This is a genomic window from Alloacidobacterium dinghuense, from assembly GCF_014274465.1.
Taxonomy (GTDB): domain Bacteria; phylum Acidobacteriota; class Terriglobia; order Terriglobales; family Acidobacteriaceae; genus Alloacidobacterium; species Alloacidobacterium dinghuense.
Genome location: NZ_CP060394.1, coordinates 3,522,480 through 3,540,367, shown reverse-complemented (window position 1 = coordinate 3,540,367; position 17,888 = coordinate 3,522,480). Strand labels below are relative to the sequence as shown.

General features: G+C 55.8%; 16 protein-coding genes. 5 read left to right on the top strand and 11 right to left on the bottom strand.

What is annotated here, in order from left to right:
• Positions 1-160 precede the first annotated feature (160 nt).
• Both H7849_RS14545 and H7849_RS14540 read right to left on the bottom strand, forming a co-directional pair.
• Positions 161-976 carry a sensor histidine kinase gene (locus H7849_RS14545; RefSeq protein ID WP_186740258.1) on the bottom strand — a complete coding sequence of 272 codons (816 nt, stop codon included), beginning with the start codon at positions 974-976 and terminating at the stop codon, positions 161-163.
• Positions 977-1,332: 356 nt separating this feature from the next.
• On the bottom strand, positions 1,333-2,703 hold the full coding sequence (locus tag H7849_RS14540) for a helix-turn-helix domain-containing protein (protein WP_186740257.1): 1,371 nt from the start codon (positions 2,701-2,703) through the stop codon (positions 1,333-1,335).
• 463 nt (positions 2,704-3,166) lie between these two features.
• Here H7849_RS14540 and H7849_RS14535 point away from each other — a divergent pair, with 463 nt between their 5' ends.
• Complete coding sequence (locus H7849_RS14535; RefSeq protein WP_186740255.1) at positions 3,167-3,652, top strand: DoxX family protein; 486 nt, start codon at positions 3,167-3,169, stop codon at positions 3,650-3,652.
• Here the strand turns inward: H7849_RS14535 and H7849_RS14530 are convergent.
• The 3 genes from H7849_RS14530 to H7849_RS14520 form a co-directional block, all read right to left on the bottom strand.
• Entirely contained in the window at positions 3,625-4,386 is a 762-nt protein-coding gene (locus tag H7849_RS14530; RefSeq protein ID WP_186740253.1) for a GntR family transcriptional regulator, read from the bottom strand. The two genes, H7849_RS14535 and H7849_RS14530, sit on opposite strands and share 28 nt — an antisense overlap.
• A 151-nt stretch (positions 4,387-4,537) precedes the next feature.
• Positions 4,538-5,473: an MBL fold metallo-hydrolase gene (locus H7849_RS14525; RefSeq protein WP_186740251.1), complete on the bottom strand. Its 936-nt coding sequence runs from the start codon at positions 5,471-5,473 to the stop codon at positions 4,538-4,540.
• Between the two features lie 49 nt (positions 5,474-5,522).
• Positions 5,523-6,317 (bottom strand): HugZ family pyridoxamine 5'-phosphate oxidase, encoded by a 795-nt coding sequence (locus tag H7849_RS14520; protein WP_186740249.1) that lies wholly within the window; start codon positions 6,315-6,317, stop codon positions 5,523-5,525.
• 447 nt (positions 6,318-6,764) lie between these two features.
• On the opposite strand from H7849_RS14520, the gene H7849_RS14515 reads away from it, so the two are divergent.
• The 3 genes from H7849_RS14515 to H7849_RS14510 all read left to right on the top strand — a co-directional run bounded on the left by H7849_RS14515 (position 6,765) and on the right by H7849_RS14510 (position 9,030).
• The gene (locus tag H7849_RS14515; protein ID WP_251106278.1) at positions 6,765-7,733 is read left to right on the top strand and encodes an Hsp70 family protein; all 969 of its coding nucleotides are present in this window, start codon (positions 6,765-6,767) and stop codon (positions 7,731-7,733) included.
• Positions 7,734-7,829: 96 nt separating this feature from the next.
• Positions 7,830-8,108 carry a hypothetical protein gene (locus H7849_RS26860; protein ID WP_251106277.1) on the top strand — a complete coding sequence of 93 codons (279 nt, stop codon included), beginning with the start codon at positions 7,830-7,832 and terminating at the stop codon, positions 8,106-8,108.
• Positions 8,059-9,030 carry a metal-dependent hydrolase family protein gene (locus H7849_RS14510; RefSeq protein WP_251106276.1) on the top strand — a complete coding sequence of 324 codons (972 nt, stop codon included), beginning with the start codon at positions 8,059-8,061 and terminating at the stop codon, positions 9,028-9,030. The genes H7849_RS26860 and H7849_RS14510 overlap by 50 nt, the downstream gene beginning before the upstream one ends.
• A gap of 221 nt (positions 9,031-9,251) precedes the next feature.
• Here the strand turns inward: H7849_RS14510 and H7849_RS14505 are convergent, their stop codons facing one another.
• From H7849_RS14505 to H7849_RS14480, 6 genes are all read right to left on the bottom strand, one after another.
• Entirely contained in the window at positions 9,252-10,592 is a 1,341-nt protein-coding gene (locus H7849_RS14505; protein WP_186740245.1) for an enolase C-terminal domain-like protein, read from the bottom strand.
• 142 nt (positions 10,593-10,734) lie between these two features.
• Entirely contained in the window at positions 10,735-12,879 is a 2,145-nt protein-coding gene (locus H7849_RS14500) for an FUSC family protein (protein ID WP_186740243.1), read from the bottom strand.
• 2 nt (positions 12,880-12,881) lie between these two features.
• Entirely contained in the window at positions 12,882-14,108 is a 1,227-nt protein-coding gene (locus H7849_RS14495; RefSeq protein WP_186740241.1) for an efflux RND transporter periplasmic adaptor subunit, read from the bottom strand.
• Positions 14,109-14,119: 11 nt separating this feature from the next.
• Positions 14,120-14,416 (bottom strand): YtcA family lipoprotein, encoded by a 297-nt coding sequence (locus H7849_RS14490; RefSeq protein WP_186740239.1) that lies wholly within the window; start codon positions 14,414-14,416, stop codon positions 14,120-14,122.
• Positions 14,417-14,444: 28 nt separating this feature from the next.
• The gene (locus H7849_RS14485; RefSeq protein ID WP_186740237.1) at positions 14,445-15,890 is read right to left on the bottom strand and encodes a TolC family protein; all 1,446 of its coding nucleotides are present in this window, start codon (positions 15,888-15,890) and stop codon (positions 14,445-14,447) included.
• 79 nt (positions 15,891-15,969) lie between these two features.
• Positions 15,970-16,809 (bottom strand): alpha/beta hydrolase, encoded by an 840-nt coding sequence (locus tag H7849_RS14480; protein ID WP_186740235.1) that lies wholly within the window; start codon positions 16,807-16,809, stop codon positions 15,970-15,972.
• 100 nt (positions 16,810-16,909) lie between these two features.
• Here H7849_RS14480 and H7849_RS14475 point away from each other — a divergent pair, with 100 nt between their 5' ends.
• On the top strand, positions 16,910-17,620 hold the full coding sequence (locus H7849_RS14475) for an esterase family protein (protein ID WP_186740233.1): 711 nt from the start codon (positions 16,910-16,912) through the stop codon (positions 17,618-17,620).
• Positions 17,621-17,888 lie beyond the last annotated feature (268 nt).

Genomic DNA, 17,888 nt, shown 5'->3' with positions numbered 1-17,888 from the left:
GGTTATTTAACTTATAGCAAAATCGTCGATTCACTCATTAACCATCGAAGGCAGTTCACTCATCTGTATCTCGAACACCGGGAAGTCAGCGAACAATGTGTCACGCACTTCTCCGGAAAGCCGGGTACACGTACAAGTGGGATCACTTCCGGTTTGCCCGTCACTCGGACGCAATCTCGAGAGGGCCGTCGGAATCTGCGCTTCCGACGGGAAGACTTCCGATGAGGTCTACCAACTCCCTGCTATTTCTAGAACATTTGGGATTCGAAGGCGATGGAATTAGGGACGGAGAGCGCGACTTCTGTTCCGGCATCGGCGCGGCTCCAAAGTCTGAGTCTGGCGCCGATTCTTTCCGCCCGTTCGCGCATACCCGGGAGCCCCAATGTCCCTCGCGTCCCGCACGCAGCACTTGAGGATCGATCCCGCAGCCGTCGTCGCGGACAACCATCCTAAAGCGCCTGGGGGCATAATCAATCTCGACTTCGATGCATCTGGCTCGGGAGTGGCGGAATGCGTTTCGCACTAGTTCCCGGCCGATGTGATAGACCTCGTCGCGAATGAGCGGGTGTAGTTTTCGGGCCGAGCCTAACACAATGACCCGAAAATCAATTGGAGCTTCGATGCCCAAATCTTGCGGGATTCGGGAAAATGCCTGCCCAAGATCGTCGGAGCCTGAATCAGATGAGCGGAGTCCTCGAACCGCGTTGCGGCCGTCTTCCATGGCGTGTCTCATCAATTCGAGAACGCGGCTTAATCGCAGCGTAGCGGGCGAATTCGCGGGTAGCTGGTCCACTGCAACATGTAGCTGCATCGCTGCGCTGACAATGCCTTGTAGCACTGTATCGTGCAGGTCTTGGGCAATTCGCGTACGCTCTGCTACGCGTTCCTCGATGCGGACACGCATCTCCCCGAACGTTGGCCGCAGACGAAAGAGATAGGGGTTTCTATACGCAAGAGGCAATCCATCGAGCCGCATGACATATCCTCCTTTTTGCAAGTGAAGGCAGTCTTACGCTCACCAGCCTGGGACCCGGGGGCAGCATCTAGCGATCAACAGCTCCGTGTTCGAGCTTTGTACTCGTGAGCATGGATAGATACTGTCAGGAACAGGCCACACAGGTCTTGAACGATTTCGCTGCGGTCGGGACGTTTTTGCTCAATTGTGAGGAAAGCGTTTCGCGATGGCCTGGGTCGTGTCTCAGCTTAACGAGCGGGTTCGATGTATCGGTATTCTTTGTTGCGTGTGCAGGTCAAGTCCGGCCTTCTCAGGCACCTCAATCCCGAAGCGGCTGAGAGGAGCCTGTGCTTTTCAATTGCAACGAATGAAACGACTTATCGTTGTTCCCAGCGGACTACGCTTGGGGGCATGCCGGTTATCCGACGAAAGTGTCTGGCTAAGTGACTCTGGTCGGAGAATCCCGCTGACAGTGCGATCTCCGACATCGGAAGATCAGTATTGCGAAGCATTTGCTGGGCGTGTTCGATGCGGCGTTGCAGTACGTAGCCATGCGGGGGTATACCAACTGTTTGCTTGAATGCACGCGCGAAGTGGTGTGTGGACAACCCGGCCATTTCCGCTAGCGCTTCGAGGCTTATGTTCTGATCGAGATTGGAGTTGATGTATTCGCAGATCCGGTGCGTACGCACTGGCGATAGACCGCCCCGATTGGGAGGCTGAGACTCTGCTATGGGCGCATTACGGAGCATGCTAATCCTCGGCCGCGAGTGAATTGCCACGGCCGTCGCAGAACGCCAACCCTTCGAGCCGCACAAAGGAGGAGTAATCAACACATGCCACCCCTCATCCGTACCGACGCGCGTGAAGCGCGCCGCGACATCCTCTTCGCGGTTGCTGCGAAAAATAGACCGATCATGGTCGAAGGCCATTGCTAGCGGCACGCCGCCACTCAGCCTTTCGTCATCTAGAGCAAAAGTCGTGCGCGCGACCCGGTCAGCACCGACGATCCGCAGGTCACCGTCGACAGCCAAGAGCAAAGCTGGACTGCTGTCATCGGATGGCGCCGCCGCAATCGTCCACACATTGCGAAACCACTCGCGAAATAAGCGTTCTTCCACTGCACGCGCGGCAACTTTTGTCGCAGCCAAAGCCAATGTCTGCGACTGGTTCGACGTCATTGACGAAGCGTCCAGCACCAACTCTAGCCTGCCGATGGGGTCGAAGATAGGTGCACCCGCACAGCTTAGCCCGATGTGGCGTGTTCGAAAATGTTGGTCACGATGGACGAGAACCGGCCGTTCTTCAGCAATGCACGTGCCGATCCCATTTGTGCCTTCGACTCTTTCCGACCAAACTCCTCCGACCCAGATGCCCCAGTATTTGAACTGTTCGGCCTGCGCTTCATCACCGCGGTGGTGAATAGCTATTCCATCGGTATTGCACAACAAAACGACATATCTCTCCTGGCGGACGATCGTATAAAGACGATCGACTTCTTCCTGGGCATACACAATTGCTTGGCCGAGCGGTTCGCGAGAAACCCTGAGTTCGCTGTCGGTTACGATATGGGGAGCCGTCTCGCCATCTGGATTGATAAGGAGTTCAGCCGTGCATCTTCGCCAGGAGGCTGACACTTCTTCGAGATCAGATGTCGCACCTCCACCCTGAACAACCGATTCGATTTGGTCGAGATGCCGCGATTCGGTGGTTCTATGGACTATGCGGAGTTTGGCTGCCGTAGCCATGTCGTCTTCTAACCCGTCGTGGAATTCGACCGCTGTGACTTGTACCCGGTCGGTGGCACCGCCCGCCTCGTGGACAACTTAGAGCGTGGGGATGGTTTCACGCTGCGATAGGCCCTTACGTAAGGTAGATTTACGCGGCTCTAAGCGATCCTGTCAAGAATTCCGGTGTTTGATTCGGACGGTGTAGCTACCGCACATCGCCAAGATGTGTAGTGTGGTGGTTCGCGATCGGCAAAGGACGATAACGGTCCGGTCAGGATTCAAGTACTTATATGGGGCGGCAGGCGATGGGATAGAAACAAGATGTTTCTTTAGCGGAATCGACGGATGTAGACGATGAGGTGAAGTGAGCTGGAGCCTTCGAGCGTAATCAGAAATATAATATAATTTTGTAGATATTATAACGTCATAATAACGAAAAGGGTTCCCCGAGTGAGGGGGCGCGATTCCAAAGGGAGAATAAATGTCACCAAAATCCAAGCCGGACGCAGCAAGCCGCACTTTTTCAGCCATGTCGCGTTACGCAGCGATACCGCTACGCGCCATTGCAGGAGGAGGCCTTTTGCAACACGGTTACGCAAAAGTCATCAAAGGGCCTGAAGCATTTGCATCGATCTTGCAGTCACTGCACGTTCCGTTCCCGCATCTGTCGGCGTACCTCACGATCTCAGTGGAGTTGCTGGGTGGGGTGGCGCTGCTGCTCGGGGCGTTCGTTGCATTGGTAAGTATTCCAGCGATCGTGGTCCTGCTGACGGCGATGTTTACAGTGCATTTGCCCTACGGGTTCAGTTCGATCAAGCTACAGGCAGTTGTGGATGGTCGAGCGCAATTCGGACCTCCGGGGTACGAATGCGACCTCCTCTATATTGGATGCATCCTGGCCCTTGTGTTCCTAGGCCCAAGCGAGTGGTCCATTGATCGTTATCGCTTGCGGGAGCGCAATGTCTGACTCCCAGTTGATTTTGCCGTGTGACGGGAAAGTTTCGTGACGAAGCGGACTAGATCGCCCCGATAAGACAATACCTCGTAATCAACGGGTCGATCACCTATGGTCTTCGAAGTTCGTTCGACTTGAAAGATCGGAGAACCGACCCTTACCTGAAGAGCGTCCGCGATAGCCTTTGTCGCGATTACAGCCTCCAATTCATAGTCTGCTTCGACTAGAGGAACGCCGTATTCCTCTTCCAGGAGTGCGAAGATTGGATGGAATCGCAGATCGTTGTGCACGATCTGTTTTCCGAGCGGGAGTGGCAGAAAGGTCTCGTCAAAGGAAATTGGCACCTCATCAGCGAGGCGCACCCGCTCGATCTGCATCACCTTTGTCCCCTTCGTCAGATGAAGGCGTTCTGCAACGCGTGCGGAAGCGCTGACAACACGCTGGCCTACTACCCGGGCGGTAGCCTTCCGCCCAACTGCATTCATATCCTCAACGAATCCGGTTAATTTCGTTAGTTCAGCTTCGATACGAGGCGCCAGAACAAAGGTTCCAAGTCCCCGGCGAATCTCAAGCAAGCGTCGATGAACCAGATTCTGGATCGCACGACGGACGGTGATCCGGCTAACCTGAAATCGCTCAAGCAGTTCGTCTTCCGTAGGCAGTTGATCTCCAGGGCGATACTCACCCCGGGCGATTTCTGTCGCGATCGTTTCCTCAACTTTGGCATAGAGCGTAGATGAAGACATAACGACATCATAATGTTATGGGAAGTTGAATGCTCTCTTTGTTGCGGCTTTCTTCAGATCGGACCGATTGGCAAAAATCAACCCCGGCCTATCGACGGCATATGCAGTGGCTCGCCGGGCATTCGGCAAACCGAATCGAAGAAGTGATGGATCAGCGAGTATCGGGTGCGCGCATCAGGAAGGAAATGTCATCTACTTTGTAGAGGACCTTGCCCGGGGGCTCTGGAATGGGGGAGGCTTTCCCAGCGCGCACCATATCGAACGCTGACACAAGTCGCGGGAGTATGGTGGGTGACGCGACGGGTATATTGTGCGCTCCCAGAACAAGCTTCACTCGTGGTCCAAGAGCCGCAAGTCGTCGAATAGACGAGGCATACGCGTCGAGATCAGTTTCGGGGCGGAAGAGCCAGATGGGGGCGGGATAGTAAGTGTCGCCGGTGAAGAGAAGTCCGTTCGCACGGTCGATCAGAGAAATGGCGTCCGGAGTGTGTCCTGGGGTTGCAATCACTTCTATAGTTCGACCGCCTAGGTCGAAGCGATCGCCGTCATGAGTGTAGGCTGTAATCTTCCACGGCCGCGTGAGGTAGGTTTTCGCGTCGAATCCGTTGGGCAAGGTACCGCAAATCTGATCAGGGGTGATCTCGGCCTGCGCGTCTTGGCGTGAGCCAAGTGCATTCTTCAGGGTGAAAGCTGTATCCATGTTGTAGATTGTGGCGAATTCCCAATTGCCGCCGACGTGGTCGTCATGTGTGTGGGAGTTCAGGACGATGATGGGCAAATTTGTGAGTTCGGCGGTTACTTTTTTGATGTCGCTGATTCCCATACCAGTGTCGAACAGCAGGGCTCGTTTCGTACCGACGATTAAGTAGCTGATGACCTCTTCAGCCTGATGCGGTTCGTAGATGGCGAAGACATTCGACGCCGGTTTATAGACTTCGAACCAGGGATCGCTAGTGGCGACATGATCGAGGGATTTGTATTCAGGGTGAGGGAGTACGCGGCACCAACGTGGAATTGGAGCCTGAGCGAACAACGACGATGTTATCGCCGTCAGGCAGATGGCGAGCCTGGCTATGAGTTGATGCAATGGGCGGCCTCCAATACTTTGAACGGCAATTTGTCTGGCCAGATTACGCTTATTGTCTGGCTTGGCGGACCATCTCGACCAGCACCGTCCTGGTTTCCATCGGGGTAGATACCTCGCGGAGGAAGTTGATACGAACGCCTTTCATTCCCTCATTCGTTTTCAATCGGAGAGTGAAGCCCAGTCGATCGACCGAAGTCATGGTCGCTTCCGTTGCTTCAACTGCGGCATGAGAGCGTGCCAGCAGGATCATTGAATCCATGTGGTCAGCGTTCATGTGGGCTAGGATGCCGGGTGCAGCACTTGCCAGCGGATCTGGGACCGCATCTTCATATTCTCTCGCATCGACCCATCCCATCACGCCAAAGCCGCCCACGTAGTAAAGGTCAATGGGTTGTAGCCTGAAGAAACTGAAGTCGGCGAAGTCGACCCAGTAACGGCTATTCTCGTGACGAGCAAGGTAAGCCTCTCGAACCGAAGGAAGCTCGCTTGTGGGAACAGGTTCGGCAAGGCCGACAAGGGTAGCTCTAGCGGCTCCGAGTGGATCGCCATCCGCATTCGCTTGTCCAATGAAGAGGCTGCATCGCGGCTCCGCCTTCAAATTCTGCGTGTGCATGGCCATGTTGCTGATCAGAAAAAGAGGTAGGCCCGCGGAGTCGAGTGCGAAGGGCATTAGAGATCCAAAGGGAAATCCCGGATACTTGCGGGAAATAGTCGACAGTGTGCCAACCGGGGTTAGCGAAATGAGGGTGCGGATTCGCTCAGCGTGACTTGGTTCCGGTAATTGCGGCGATGCCGGTCCGCTGGATGCGTGCTGGCGGGGCACCGTAGTTTCGTTCGAGGACATCGGCTTCTTCACCTTTCAACCCATGGTATCGAGAGAAGTCAGGCGGTGCATCCATCGATTGGCTTGCAGGAGCTGAGAAATAATAGGGTAAATGCAGAAAAGACAACATCCGATCCCTGCTTTAGGCATTGATTTTGGCACGACCATATAGTTCAGTGGCGCTGGCAACGGGAAATTCGCAGGTACAACTAGCCTCGTTTCCTGTTCGCGGCGCGGAAACTTCGTCATTCCGCTCCGTTCTCTACCTCGAACGGAAAAAGAAAACTGGTGAGCTGCAGCACACGCAGTCGTGGACCGGACCAGCAGTTGTTGAGCACTATCTTGAGGCTGACGACAAGGGCCGACTTATTCAGTCCCTCAAATCCCATCTCTCAAGCAAGACACTCACCGGCACAGAGGTATTCGGTCGGCGCTACTTGAAGAACTGGTCTCCCGGATGCTCTCCGATTGCGCAAACACGCGGAGCAGAAATTCGGGATACCTATTCGTTATGCCATGGTGGGACGGCCGGTGCGCTTCGTCGGTGCAGAGACGGAAGAAGATGATGCCTACGCTGTGACCCGGCTGCGTGAGGCCTTTAAGATTGCCGGCTTCGAGAATGTTGATTTTGAAATGGAGCGGGTCGCCGCACCTTACTCTTACGAATCCACGCTTGATCATGACGAACTGATCCTTATCGGCGACTTTGGCGGGGGTACGAGCGATTTCTCTCTGCTTCAGGTTGGTCCCGGCGTGCGCAGACGTGGACGCACAGCACGAGATCTGCTGGGCAACAGCGGCGTGGGGCTTGCTGGCGACGCCTTCGACGCTCGGATTATTCGCAAGTTGGTCTCGCCCGCTCTTGGGTCGGATTCCCACGCACGCTCGCTGAACAAGATACTTCCTGCCGTCCCAGCCTGGATTTACGCCAATCTCGAACGCTGGCATTACCTCTCGTTTCTACGCACCCGCAACGTAACGGAGATATTGAAGAGCGCACACAGGCGCGCTCTTGAGCCCGAGAAGATTGAAGCTCTCATCATCCTCATCGAGGAAGATCCCGGCTATCAGCTTCACCAGGCAGTTCAGCGGGTGAAGTTCGAACTTTCGCGATCCCACTCTGCGGAGTTTCATTTCCGTGACGGCAGCATGGATCTGCGCATTTCTGTCAGCCGCGATGACTTTGAAAAGTGGATCGAAGAAGAACTGCGGGCAATCGAGCACTGCATTGATTCGCTCTTGAAGGCTTCCGGCATCGGCCCTCGTGAAGTGGACCGCGTTTTTCTCACCGGCGGAAGTTCGTTCGTCCCTATCGTTCGCCAAGTCTTCGCGACGCGGTTCGGGGAGGATCGTATTCGAAGCGGCAATGAGTTTACTTCAGTTGCACGGGGTCTGGCGCTGTGCGCTGAAGAGATATTGAGAGATACTTCCAACTAGAACTTTGCGAAACTGAGCCTCGATTGCTGTGGCCGTGATATTTTGTGGCATCAGCGGCTGGACTCAATTCCCGTTTCAAACCGAGTGAAGACCACTATGCGAAAGTCCTCTCTGCTTCAAATTTGTCTCTTGTTCCTGATCGCGGTCCCCGCCTTTGGCCAGACGGTGAAGACCACTTATGTCAAAGCGGGCAACCTCTTCGAAAGCCAGAGCGGCGCGTATCGCTCAAACACAGTACTGGTGATTGAGGGCGAACGCATCAAGTCGCCCGAGGCTGGAGGATTCGCGATTCAAAGACACTCCGTTCGATTCCGCCATCGCGGGCGTGGTCAACGCGAAGAGGACGCTGGACGCCGGATTTACCTCTGTTCGTGATGTCGGTTCACGGCCATTTCTAGCCGTAGATCTGCGCAACAACGTCAATGCGGGCTTCATCCCGGGGCCGCGCATCGTCGCCTCGGGGCCGGGGATTTCCATCACTGGCGGACATGGAGACCTCAACAACTACTCGCCGCAGACTCGGGTAATGATGTTTCCCGAGCAACGCGACTTCCAGATTGCCGATGGCCCGGAGCAGGTGCGCGAGACCGTCCGCGCTCAGGTGAAGTACGGCGTCGACGTGATCAAAATCCTCGCCTCTGGGGGAGTTCTCAGCAAGGGCGATCAGCCAGGTGGGCCGCAATATACATACGAAGAACTCAAGATGGCCGCGGAAACAGCTCACCAAGTCGGCCGTAAAATTGCCGCCCATGCCCACGGCACGCAGAGCATCAAGTGGGCCATTCAGGCGGGCATTGACTCGATCGAACACGCCTCGCTCGTCGACGACGAGGGTATCCAGATGGCGAAAGCCCACGAAACTTACTTCGTCATGGACATCTACGACGACGACTATATTCTCGGCAAGGCCAAAGACTTTGGTATTCCGCAGGAGTTCGTCGACAAAGAGCGCACCCTCGGAAAGTTGCAACGGGAGAACTTTCAGAAGGCCTTCCAGGCTGGCGTCAAAATGGCCTTTGGTACCGACGCCGGAGTCTATCCGCACGGCGACAACGCGAAGCAGTTTCACTACATGGTGATGTACGGGATGACGCCCGCCCAGGCAATCCAAGCAGCCACATGGAACGCCGCGGACCTCATCAGCCGCTCCAACGACGTCGGCTCCCTAACGCCCGGTCACTACGCGGACCTGATCGCAGTCAGCGATGATCCGCTGCAGCACGTTGAGGTGTTGGAACATGTCCAATTCGTGATGAAGGGTGGCGCAGTGGTGAAGGAGGAGATCACGCGCAGGTAACTGGCCGACTTCTGGTAGTCGGTGGGTCGCTCAGTCCGAGAGCTGTCTGCCACCGGTTCTGGTAAGACGAAGTTACTCAAAAGTGAGATGAGTGGGCACCTCGGAAACGAGAGAGGCTATGCGCATGAAAGGCATCCGCAATACTTCATATTAAAGAGTCCACGCAGGGCTTCCAGGGGCGGGTGAATGCTTCCTTCACCCGATTCAGTCTTCCACGATAGCTATTGCTTGATCACTGTCCCATCCCTCTTCCGGATTTCGCCCCACCCGCCATTCAGATGGTTCGGGCCGTCGACAAATGAATACTTCGCCGCTGCTTTCTCATCGATTTCGATGCCCCATCCCGGCTTCTCATTCACCCAGAAGTAGCCGTCCTTCATCTCGGGGCATCCTTGGAAGATCTCCTGCGTTTCCGGGTTGAAGGGTGTGTACTCCTGGATGCCGAAGTTATAGCTCACGATATCCAGCGTGATATTCGCCATGTGGCCCACCGGCGAAACGTCCCCCGGTCCGTGCCATGCGGTTTTCACGCCATACTGCTCGGCCAGGATCGCAATCTTTCGCGCGGGCGTAAACCCTCCTGCCTGCGACACATGCACCCGGATGTAGTCGATCAGTCTCTGCTCGATCAGCGGCTGCCATTCATGAGGGTTGTTGAAAAGCTCGCCCATTGCAATCGGAGTAGCGCACTGCGAGCGTATTTGGTGGAAGTACTCATTGTCCTCCGGGGAAAGCGGGTCCTCCAGGAAGAACATCCGGAACTTCTCCGCTTCTTTGCAGAACTGCACCGCCTGGTTGGGAGTCAGCCGCTCATGCATATCATGCAGTAGCTCCACCTCCTCTCCCAAATCCGTCCTGCAGACTTCCAGCAGCTTCAGCGCGCGGCGCATCTGATAGGCAGGCTCGAACAAGGGTTTGTTATGGAGCGCCTTCAGCGGCGGAGCACTCCCGTGCGCCGAACCATAGCCTGCCATTCCGGGCAACCCAACCTGTACCCGGACGTTGCGGAAGCCCTGTGCCATGAGTTTCTTGGCTGATTCGACTACATCTGCGAATTCCGGGCCGTCCGCGTGGGCGTAGCAGTCGACAGCCTCGCGACATTTGCCTCCTGCCAGCTGGTACACCGGCATTCCCGCCTGGCGGCCTTTGATGTCCCACAACGCCTGGTCGATCCCGCTCAAAGCATTGTTGAGCACCGGTCCGTTTTTCCAGTACGAGCTGTCATAGCAGCTCTGCCAGATGTCCTCGATCCGGTCCGTTGTCTTGCCCAATAGAAACGGCTTCAGATACCGCTCCACCGCAGGCTTCACCAGTTCGGCCCGTTGCGTAAATGTCGCGCAGCCGTACCCGTACAGGCCATCCTGGTCAGTCGTGATCTTCACCACCGTCAGCCGTACTCCAGCGGGTGCGCACTCGATGACGCTGATGTCTTTGATACGTGGCGAGGGCATGGCTCGTGTAGCCTTTGCCAACTGCTCCTGCGCTCGAACAACAGGCGCTGCCAGGCTGAGCAGACCTGCGCCTCCGATGGACTTCAATAGATCACGGCGATTCATCGACATAGTGTAGAGCATCCCACGCATCTGGACTTTGGAAGCTTGCGAAGAATACCTCAAACGCTGGCTACTTTGATTGCGCTTTACTGCCGCCCGTCGTTAGGCCCAACGTAGGCACCCGAGGTAGGCGTCCAGCTGCTGTCGAAGCTCATTGAATTGCGAATAGAGGCGTCGCAAGAATCTGTTCGCGTACTCGCTTAAGTATTTTCATCAGCTCATGGGCGAGTGGCAGCAGATTGGCAGGTAGAAGGTCATTCGCGTCTGCCGCGCTTGTCAGTGCAGGCGGGAGTGTGGGAATCCGGATACTCAGGAGGGCCGTAACGCCTCCTGTCCTCTCCGCTTCGAGATAGGCGGCCATATCGTTCAGTGTCTGCGAGCACGACTGATCAAAATCTCGTAAGAGCGCTTCAGCCTGCGCCGACAGTCTTTCAGTCGCGCCAAAGACGCGGTATTGCAATAGCGCAAGTTGCAGGACGTACGCGGTGCGCAACTGGGCCTGCCAGAGACGTACTCGATCCCGCGCGGCCATGTGCTTCATACGAAGCGCGCCCAACTCAAAGGGAACAGCGTCTGCTTGAGAGTTGACGGCAGCAAAATTGCTAAAGATTTTGTTGCGCAGCCGACGGACGCCGACAATCGAATCGGCATCGTGCGGACGAAGAGTGTAGACGGCCAATTCAGCTAGCGATCGGAGGTTCCTGGTGAAAATCCTCAACATCTCATCGGTAGCAGTTGTTGGCTGCAGCCGTTCGAAGGCCAGCCACATCATCGCGATACCCAGAAGCACGCCGACGGTGCGGTCGCGGCCAATTGTGAGTGATGTTTGAAAGGTGAAGTCATTCAGGTGGATGAAATAAAAGGAGACCGCAATCTGGAGTCCGCAATAGGAGAGGCGCGAGCTTGCAGTTCCTACCCAGGCGGCGACTGTTGAAACAGCCACGAAGAGCAGGGTGAATGCAGTAATTGAGTCGATATTGGGCAGGATAAAGATCTGGGCGCCGAGACCGAAGATGAATCCGCCGATCACAGTTCCGGCAACGCGCAATACCTGCTTTTGCCGCGAGGCCCCGATGGTTGAAAGCGCCGTGAGTACACAGGTTAGGAGGGATGTAGCCAGCGGTCCTCGCCAAGCGAGCCCGTCACATACGACATAGCATAGAGTTCCCGCGAGGCAGCCGCCGAGCGCAAAGCGAAGATGGTCGGGATTGATGAATGCATCGGGCAGGAGGAACCCGCTCTCGGGCTGTTCCGGTTCGTGTGAGAGAGCCTGGAAAGCTTCCAGAGATGCCGAGCCTTGAATGACGCGCGGCAGGAGGGCGACCATCCCCTCCAGTTCCCGCAGTAAGGAAGCATTTGAGGGCGTCCCTGTCGTCTCGAGCATGGGCGGTTGTTGCCCCGTTTTGAGGAATTGGCGAACTTCCGCGATCTCTTTTGCAAGCTTTGCCGCGAGCTGGCTGTCGGCGGGAGAGACGTATGGTTGTGCTTGAGCCATGGCGGCAGCGAAGTCCTGCGATCGGCCTACCAGCGAAATCACGGCGTCCATCTGTGCGCGATAGAGTTGCGTATAGCGTGAACGAGCGAGAAAACGGCGGATAGTCCCGATGCCGATCGTGGCGAACTGAGTGAGTCTGGCTGCGGTTTCTTTGGGTATTGGCGTGCCTATGGAGTAACAGGTAAGCAGGTCTTCCACCGCCTTGAGACGCGCATCCAAACCGATCGTGATCTGGTCCTGCTTTTGAAATGCGTGGAAGACGGCCTCGACTACAAGCGTCACAGCCGCTCCGATGGCTGGAGACAGAACCTGCCACAACGTTTGCTCGACATTGTACTCGGCAGGTCCGGGCAGATACCAGAGCGCAACAGCCGAAGTGCCAATCACGCCAAGGATGGTTGCCACAGCGAAATTGGCAAGGGACCGCAGGAGAAAGAAAATCAGGAAGATGCTGAAACATTCCCAGAAAAAATGGGTGATAGGCACCGAGGCGAACATTGTGCCTCCGACCGGAACGAAGATGGTCGCCATAAGCACAACGGTTGCGATCGATACCGTGAATTTCGTTGTGGCAGCGAAATTTTCGCGCGAGATGAGAAACGCGATGATGGCACCGAGCGCACCGCCGGGAATGCGGAAGGTCATGGTGAGGATCATGGTGATGGTCGCCGCAAGTACGATGCGGGCGACCATGATGCCCCGGCCTGGATAGGGGGTGAGTTCTCCTTTGAGGAATTCCCAAAACCAGGAAATGAACCCGCCGCGGTTTTCCACGGACGAGATGGTTGCCGCGGTGGCCATACTTATTTCCGCTCGGAATCACCGCGAATCACCACGACGGCTGACTCGCTGAGGCGAAACAGATCGGATGGATGCTCTTCGATACGGACGCGGACAGGGAATCGCGATGCCAAGTGTACCCAGTTAAGGGTGCGCTGCACGTCGGGAAGCCCCTGCGTGAATTTGCCGACAACGTCCGCGTCAGGCGTTACGCCGAAGCCGACGCTATCCACGATGCCATGGAAGCGGATATTCGGACGCGACAAAACATAGACATCGGCTTTCATGCCGGGATGGATATGGCGAAGCTGCGTTTCCCGGAAATTGGCTACTGCCCACCAGACTCGCGAATCGATAAGCGTGAAAATTTCCTGGCCTGTGTGCGCATAGGCCCCTTCGGAAATGGTGAGGTTAGTGACACGGCCATCGAAGGGAGCAATGTACCGGCAGTTGTCGAAGTTGTACTGCGCAAGGTCGATGGAGGCGCTGCGTCCGGAACGCTGTGCGGTTAAAGGTTCGAGCGTTGTGACTGCATGGGTGGCCTGTTGTATCTGCTGGTGGCTTTGTTCGAGTTGCGCCTCAGCCTGCTTGTATTGCGCCTGTGCAGAATCGAGACTCGCCTGAGCAAGAGCGAGTTGAGAGCGCGCCTGTGCTGACGCCTGTTGGCGCGTCGTCTGCAACGTTTGCGCCTGGTCGATCTGATCCACAGTGACGAATTGTTTGGCGAGAAGAGGCTGAATGCGATGCAAGTTGTTGGTGGCATACGCGGTCTCAGCATCCGCGCGATCCACAGCAGCCTTCGCGTTGATCACGTCCGCTTTCGCCTCGTCCACGGCAGCGGCAGCGCGAGCGACGTTTGCGTCCGCGCTTTTGCTGCTCGCCTTTGCCACGTCAACGGCGCTGCCGAGCGAGGCGATGGTGCGGCCTTGATCGACGATCTCGCCTTCGAGCGACGCCCGCTGTGACTTGGCCTGCTCCAGAGCGTATGCGTAAGGGCGCTCATCGATGTCGAAGATAAGGTCACCCTGCTTCACTAACTGGTTGTCAACCACATTCAGCTTCACGATCGGACCGCTGACGATAGGCGCGACTCCGATGAAGTTGGCGAAGACTTCGGCGTCATCTGTGCGCGGGTTTATCGTTGTTGCGTGAATCACGAGCAGGCCGGTAATGGCCGCGCACAGAATGGATCCGATGCTGATGATTCGTCCAAGGCGGCGGCGACTCTCTTCCGATTCAATAGGCGACATAGGTCCTCTATTTAACTGAAAATGACCAGCCAAAGGGTGAAGGCAAAAAATGCAGCCACACAGGGGTACACGAGGATCGCGGGCTGGATATGCTTGTCGATCTCAATGCGCGTGAAGAACCAGTGGGCGCCCCACGCCAGCAGAATGCCCGCAATGATGCAGAAGAGCCACGCCGGAAAAAACGAGCCTAGAATGCTGAATGTGGGCGCGCGCTGGCAGCCGCTGAGTAAAGTCAGCGGAACCAATGCTGAAATCACCGTGATATTTCCCTGAGTCAAAGGCAGAGGGTGGCTTCCTCTCTTCCTCATTTTGTCTTCTCCATCCCAACTCTTTTCATCATGGGCCTGTCTTTGCCGGGGGCGTTGCAAGAAGATCGCCCGTCCGGAATGCGAGATCGGCAACCTGCAAAAGAAGCTGCGTGCGAGCGGTGACATCTTCTGTTCGCGCCTGTGCGAGGGCCTTTTGCGCCGCAACGACATCGAGCAGGTTGCGGACGCCATAACCATACGACTCACGCGCCGAGGTGTACGACTGATCCGAGGCGACGAGTAGCGCAGCGGCGGCTAGCTGCTGACGTTCCGCAGTCTTTACATTGGAATATGCTGTCCAGACTTCATCGGAGATTTGGTCGCGAAGTGAATTGATTTCCGCGAGTGTTGCTGACCTTTCTGCCTTAGCCTGAGCGATCTCGTGCTCACGTCGGCCGCCGTCAAAGAGCGTCCACTGAAGTCCGAGCGAGACGTCCCAAATTTCCGATCTGGCGTACGCCGAAGGTAGTTGACCCTGCTGGCCATACTCGTGGGTGAGGCCGCCGTTCCCATTGAAGAGAAGAGATGGATAATATCTTGATTTGGCCTGCTTGATGGCTGCGTTGGCGGCGCGCAGTTGCGCCAACTGGGCTTTGAGGTCAGGCCGTTGCTCAAAGGCACGATCGATGGCCGTATCGATGGATTCGGCGAGTTCGCTGGGCATTTTGAGCTCGTTGACGTCCTGCACGTGGAAGATGGTCTGCGGTGGTAGACCCATTGCAGTTGCCAGATCGCCATGGGCAATTTCTTGAGCCCCGGTCACGGTCTGCAGATCGTACTCGGCTTGCGCCCTGGAGGCAGTTGCCTCCAGCACGTCGGGCTTGGTAGCTAGCCCGTGATCCAGACGATCCTGGGCGTCCTCCTCGACGGCTTGGGCATTTTTCAGACTGGCCTCAGCCGCGTCCATCTGGCCCATTGCATTCAAGAGTCGATAGTAGGCGGATGTGACCTGGAAGATGATTTTCAAATGCGTATTGTTGAAGGTAAGGTTGGACGCCAGCAGATTCGCCTTTGCCGCGTCGATTGCACCGCTACGGCCACCGAAATCAAAAATTAGATATTCGACATGAAGCTCCGGCTCAAATGCGCCGTAGGTTTGTCGGACGAAAGCTGAATTGAAAAGAATTTGTGTGCGCGTTGTGTTGCCCACGGCTACTGCCGCCAGGGTGGGAAAAAGGGCGCCGCGTGCGATACCGAGCGCCGAAGCCCTCGCCTTCGCCTGCTGCCAGGCCACGCGCGTTTCCGGGTTGTGCTGTTCGGCGAGATCGATCAGCTCGGCCAAAGTGTAGGCTTTGGACGGGTCGAGCGTATATTTCGTGTCGGGGAGCGCCGAGAGCTGTTTGTTCAGGCTTTGCTCGGCGGCTGGATTATTCCATGGTTTATCAGGAGAAGCTGGAGCGCTCTGTGCGTTGACGCATAAGGCGCTCAAAGAAAAAACGCAGGTTGTCGCAATCTCCCGTAAATGTCTATGCATGAGGGTTATGAAAAACGACTGCACTGCCATTTTGCTTTATGGAAGCGTTGTCGACAATGAGTAACTGAAACTACCCGTCTTATCGAGAGCGCTCAGACGCAGGGAACAAGAAGTTCAGCATTGGCCCGACGCGCTGTGCCCAGGACGCTTCATCGTGCGTTCCTCCGGCGACGTGCAGGTATTGCAGGTCGATATCCGGTCGCCAACCGTTTGCTCTTAGACGCCGCTCCAATAGATCGGCGTCTGCCAAGGTGCGCCTGCCTTCTGCAGTACCTACGTCGAGCCAGATACGCGGCAGATGAGCCAGACGAGTCTCATTCACATAGCTGATGATGCTCTTGTGGTTCCACCAAACCGAGGGCGACAGTACGCCAAGCCTGCTAAAGACGTTTGCATATTTCAATCCAAGATAAAGGGTGGCCAGGGCTCCGAGGGATGATCCGCCCATGCCGGTATTCTCGCGGCCTTGCAGGGTGCGGTAGTTGGCGTTGATAAAAGGCATCAGCTCTTCGGTGACGAGCCTTCCATATTTGTCCGCTTCGCCGCCGCCCATCTTCCAGTCGGGCACATAAGTGTATTCCTTCAGCCTGTGATCACCTGTGTTGGCTATGCCGACAATGATGAGAGGGGTTACTTCACCGGCTTCAATGACGGCATCGGCGGTTTCAGCCACACGCCATGTGCGTCCGGGAACAAACGATGTGCTCGGATCGAAAAGATTTTGACCGTCATGCAAGTAGAGCACCGGAAAGCCCCGGTCCGGCTGCTCTTCGTATTGCGGCGGAACGTAGACCGTGATGTCGCGATCATCTCGCAAAAAGTGGCTGTGAAACCGGGGATGAAGGCTGACGCGCGCTGGCAAGGTGGGTGCGCCTGGCACTTGAGCGGCGGCGGAAATATCTGGAATCTCGGTTGCCAACTTACGGGTACTTCCTCTACGTTTTCTCATCAGGTGCTGCGATGTTTCTTTCTGATTCGCGCGGCCCTTGCTGCTACAGTATCAGGAATGTGAACGTGCGATGAACCGTGAATATCACAAATGGTGGTCCTGGCGTCTCGACCGTGACATGGAGTTGCTGGTCTTTGGGCACTCCGGCGTGCCGGCGGTTGTCTTTCCCACGTCGCAGGGTCGTTTTTATGAGTTTGAAGATCGTGGCATGATTCATGCGATCGCTCACAAGATTGAGAACGGCGAGTTGCAGCTTTATTGCGTAGATAGTATGGACGCCGAGAGCTGGTACAACCGCAATGTTCCTCCGCGCTGGCAAATAGCCCGGCACGTCCAATACGAAAACTATGTGCTGGAAGAGGTATTGCCTCTAGTCCGGCTAAAAAATAATGACCGTCATCTCATCAGCGTCGGGTGCAGCTTTGGCGGCTATCATGCGGTCAACATTGCACTTCGCCACCCGGACCAGTTCACCGGCTTCCTCTCGATGAGCGGGGCCTTCGACCAGACAAGATTCCTGCACGGCTATTACGACAACGATGTGTACTTCAACACGCCGCCTCATTACATTCCGAACATGGGAGATCCGTGGTATCTCGATCGCTATCGGCACAATACTTATGTTCTTGCTACCGGATGGGATGACCAGTGCCTGGGAGACAATCAATACATGTCACGACTGTTAGGGGAAAAGGGCGTTCCTCACAATCTCTATATCTGGGACACGTGGAACAGCCATGACTGGCCGACCTGGGCGCGCATGATGAATATTTATCTATAGACGTTTGTATTCGTATCTGAATTTGTTACAAATATCAAAAAATCTTCTGATTTCCACTTGAAATTTCGACGTGACCTATGCCACTATCTTTCAGGCAGAGGAAGCTGTAATGACTACGATCTTCCAATTCGGACCAAATATGCAGCCCAGGCTCGATAGCCTTATCGGCTCGTACCGGATTCTGTCCGCAACCGCCAGATTATAACGGCGTGTTGTTCCTCTGCTAAATCCAGAAAACCGATACAGGCCAAAGCTTACCTGCAATAGT

Bases quoted from the DNA above. Each gene is read 5' to 3' on its own strand.
- H7849_RS14545 (WP_186740258.1), bottom strand. From the start codon at position 976: ATGCGGCTCGATGGATTGCCTCTTGCGTATAGAAACCCCTATCTCTTT.
- H7849_RS14540 (WP_186740257.1), bottom strand. From the start codon at position 2,703: ATGGCTACGGCAGCCAAACTCCGCATAGTCCATAGAACCACCGAATCG.
- H7849_RS14535 (WP_186740255.1), top strand. From the start codon at position 3,167: ATGTCACCAAAATCCAAGCCGGACGCAGCAAGCCGCACTTTTTCAGCC.
- H7849_RS14530 (WP_186740253.1), bottom strand. From the start codon at position 4,386: ATGTCTTCATCTACGCTCTATGCCAAAGTTGAGGAAACGATCGCGACA.
- H7849_RS14520 (WP_186740249.1), bottom strand. From the start codon at position 6,317: ATGTCCTCGAACGAAACTACGGTGCCCCGCCAGCACGCATCCAGCGGA.
- H7849_RS26860 (WP_251106277.1), top strand. From the start codon at position 7,830: ATGCGAAAGTCCTCTCTGCTTCAAATTTGTCTCTTGTTCCTGATCGCG.
- H7849_RS14505 (WP_186740245.1), bottom strand. From the start codon at position 10,592: ATGTCGATGAATCGCCGTGATCTATTGAAGTCCATCGGAGGCGCAGGT.
- H7849_RS14500 (WP_186740243.1), bottom strand. From the start codon at position 12,879: ATGGCCACCGCGGCAACCATCTCGTCCGTGGAAAACCGCGGCGGGTTC.
- H7849_RS14495 (WP_186740241.1), bottom strand. From the start codon at position 14,108: ATGTCGCCTATTGAATCGGAAGAGAGTCGCCGCCGCCTTGGACGAATC.
- H7849_RS14490 (WP_186740239.1), bottom strand. From the start codon at position 14,416: ATGAGGAAGAGAGGAAGCCACCCTCTGCCTTTGACTCAGGGAAATATC.
- H7849_RS14485 (WP_186740237.1), bottom strand. From the start codon at position 15,890: ATGCATAGACATTTACGGGAGATTGCGACAACCTGCGTTTTTTCTTTG.
- H7849_RS14475 (WP_186740233.1), top strand. From the start codon at position 16,910: ATGAACCGTGAATATCACAAATGGTGGTCCTGGCGTCTCGACCGTGAC.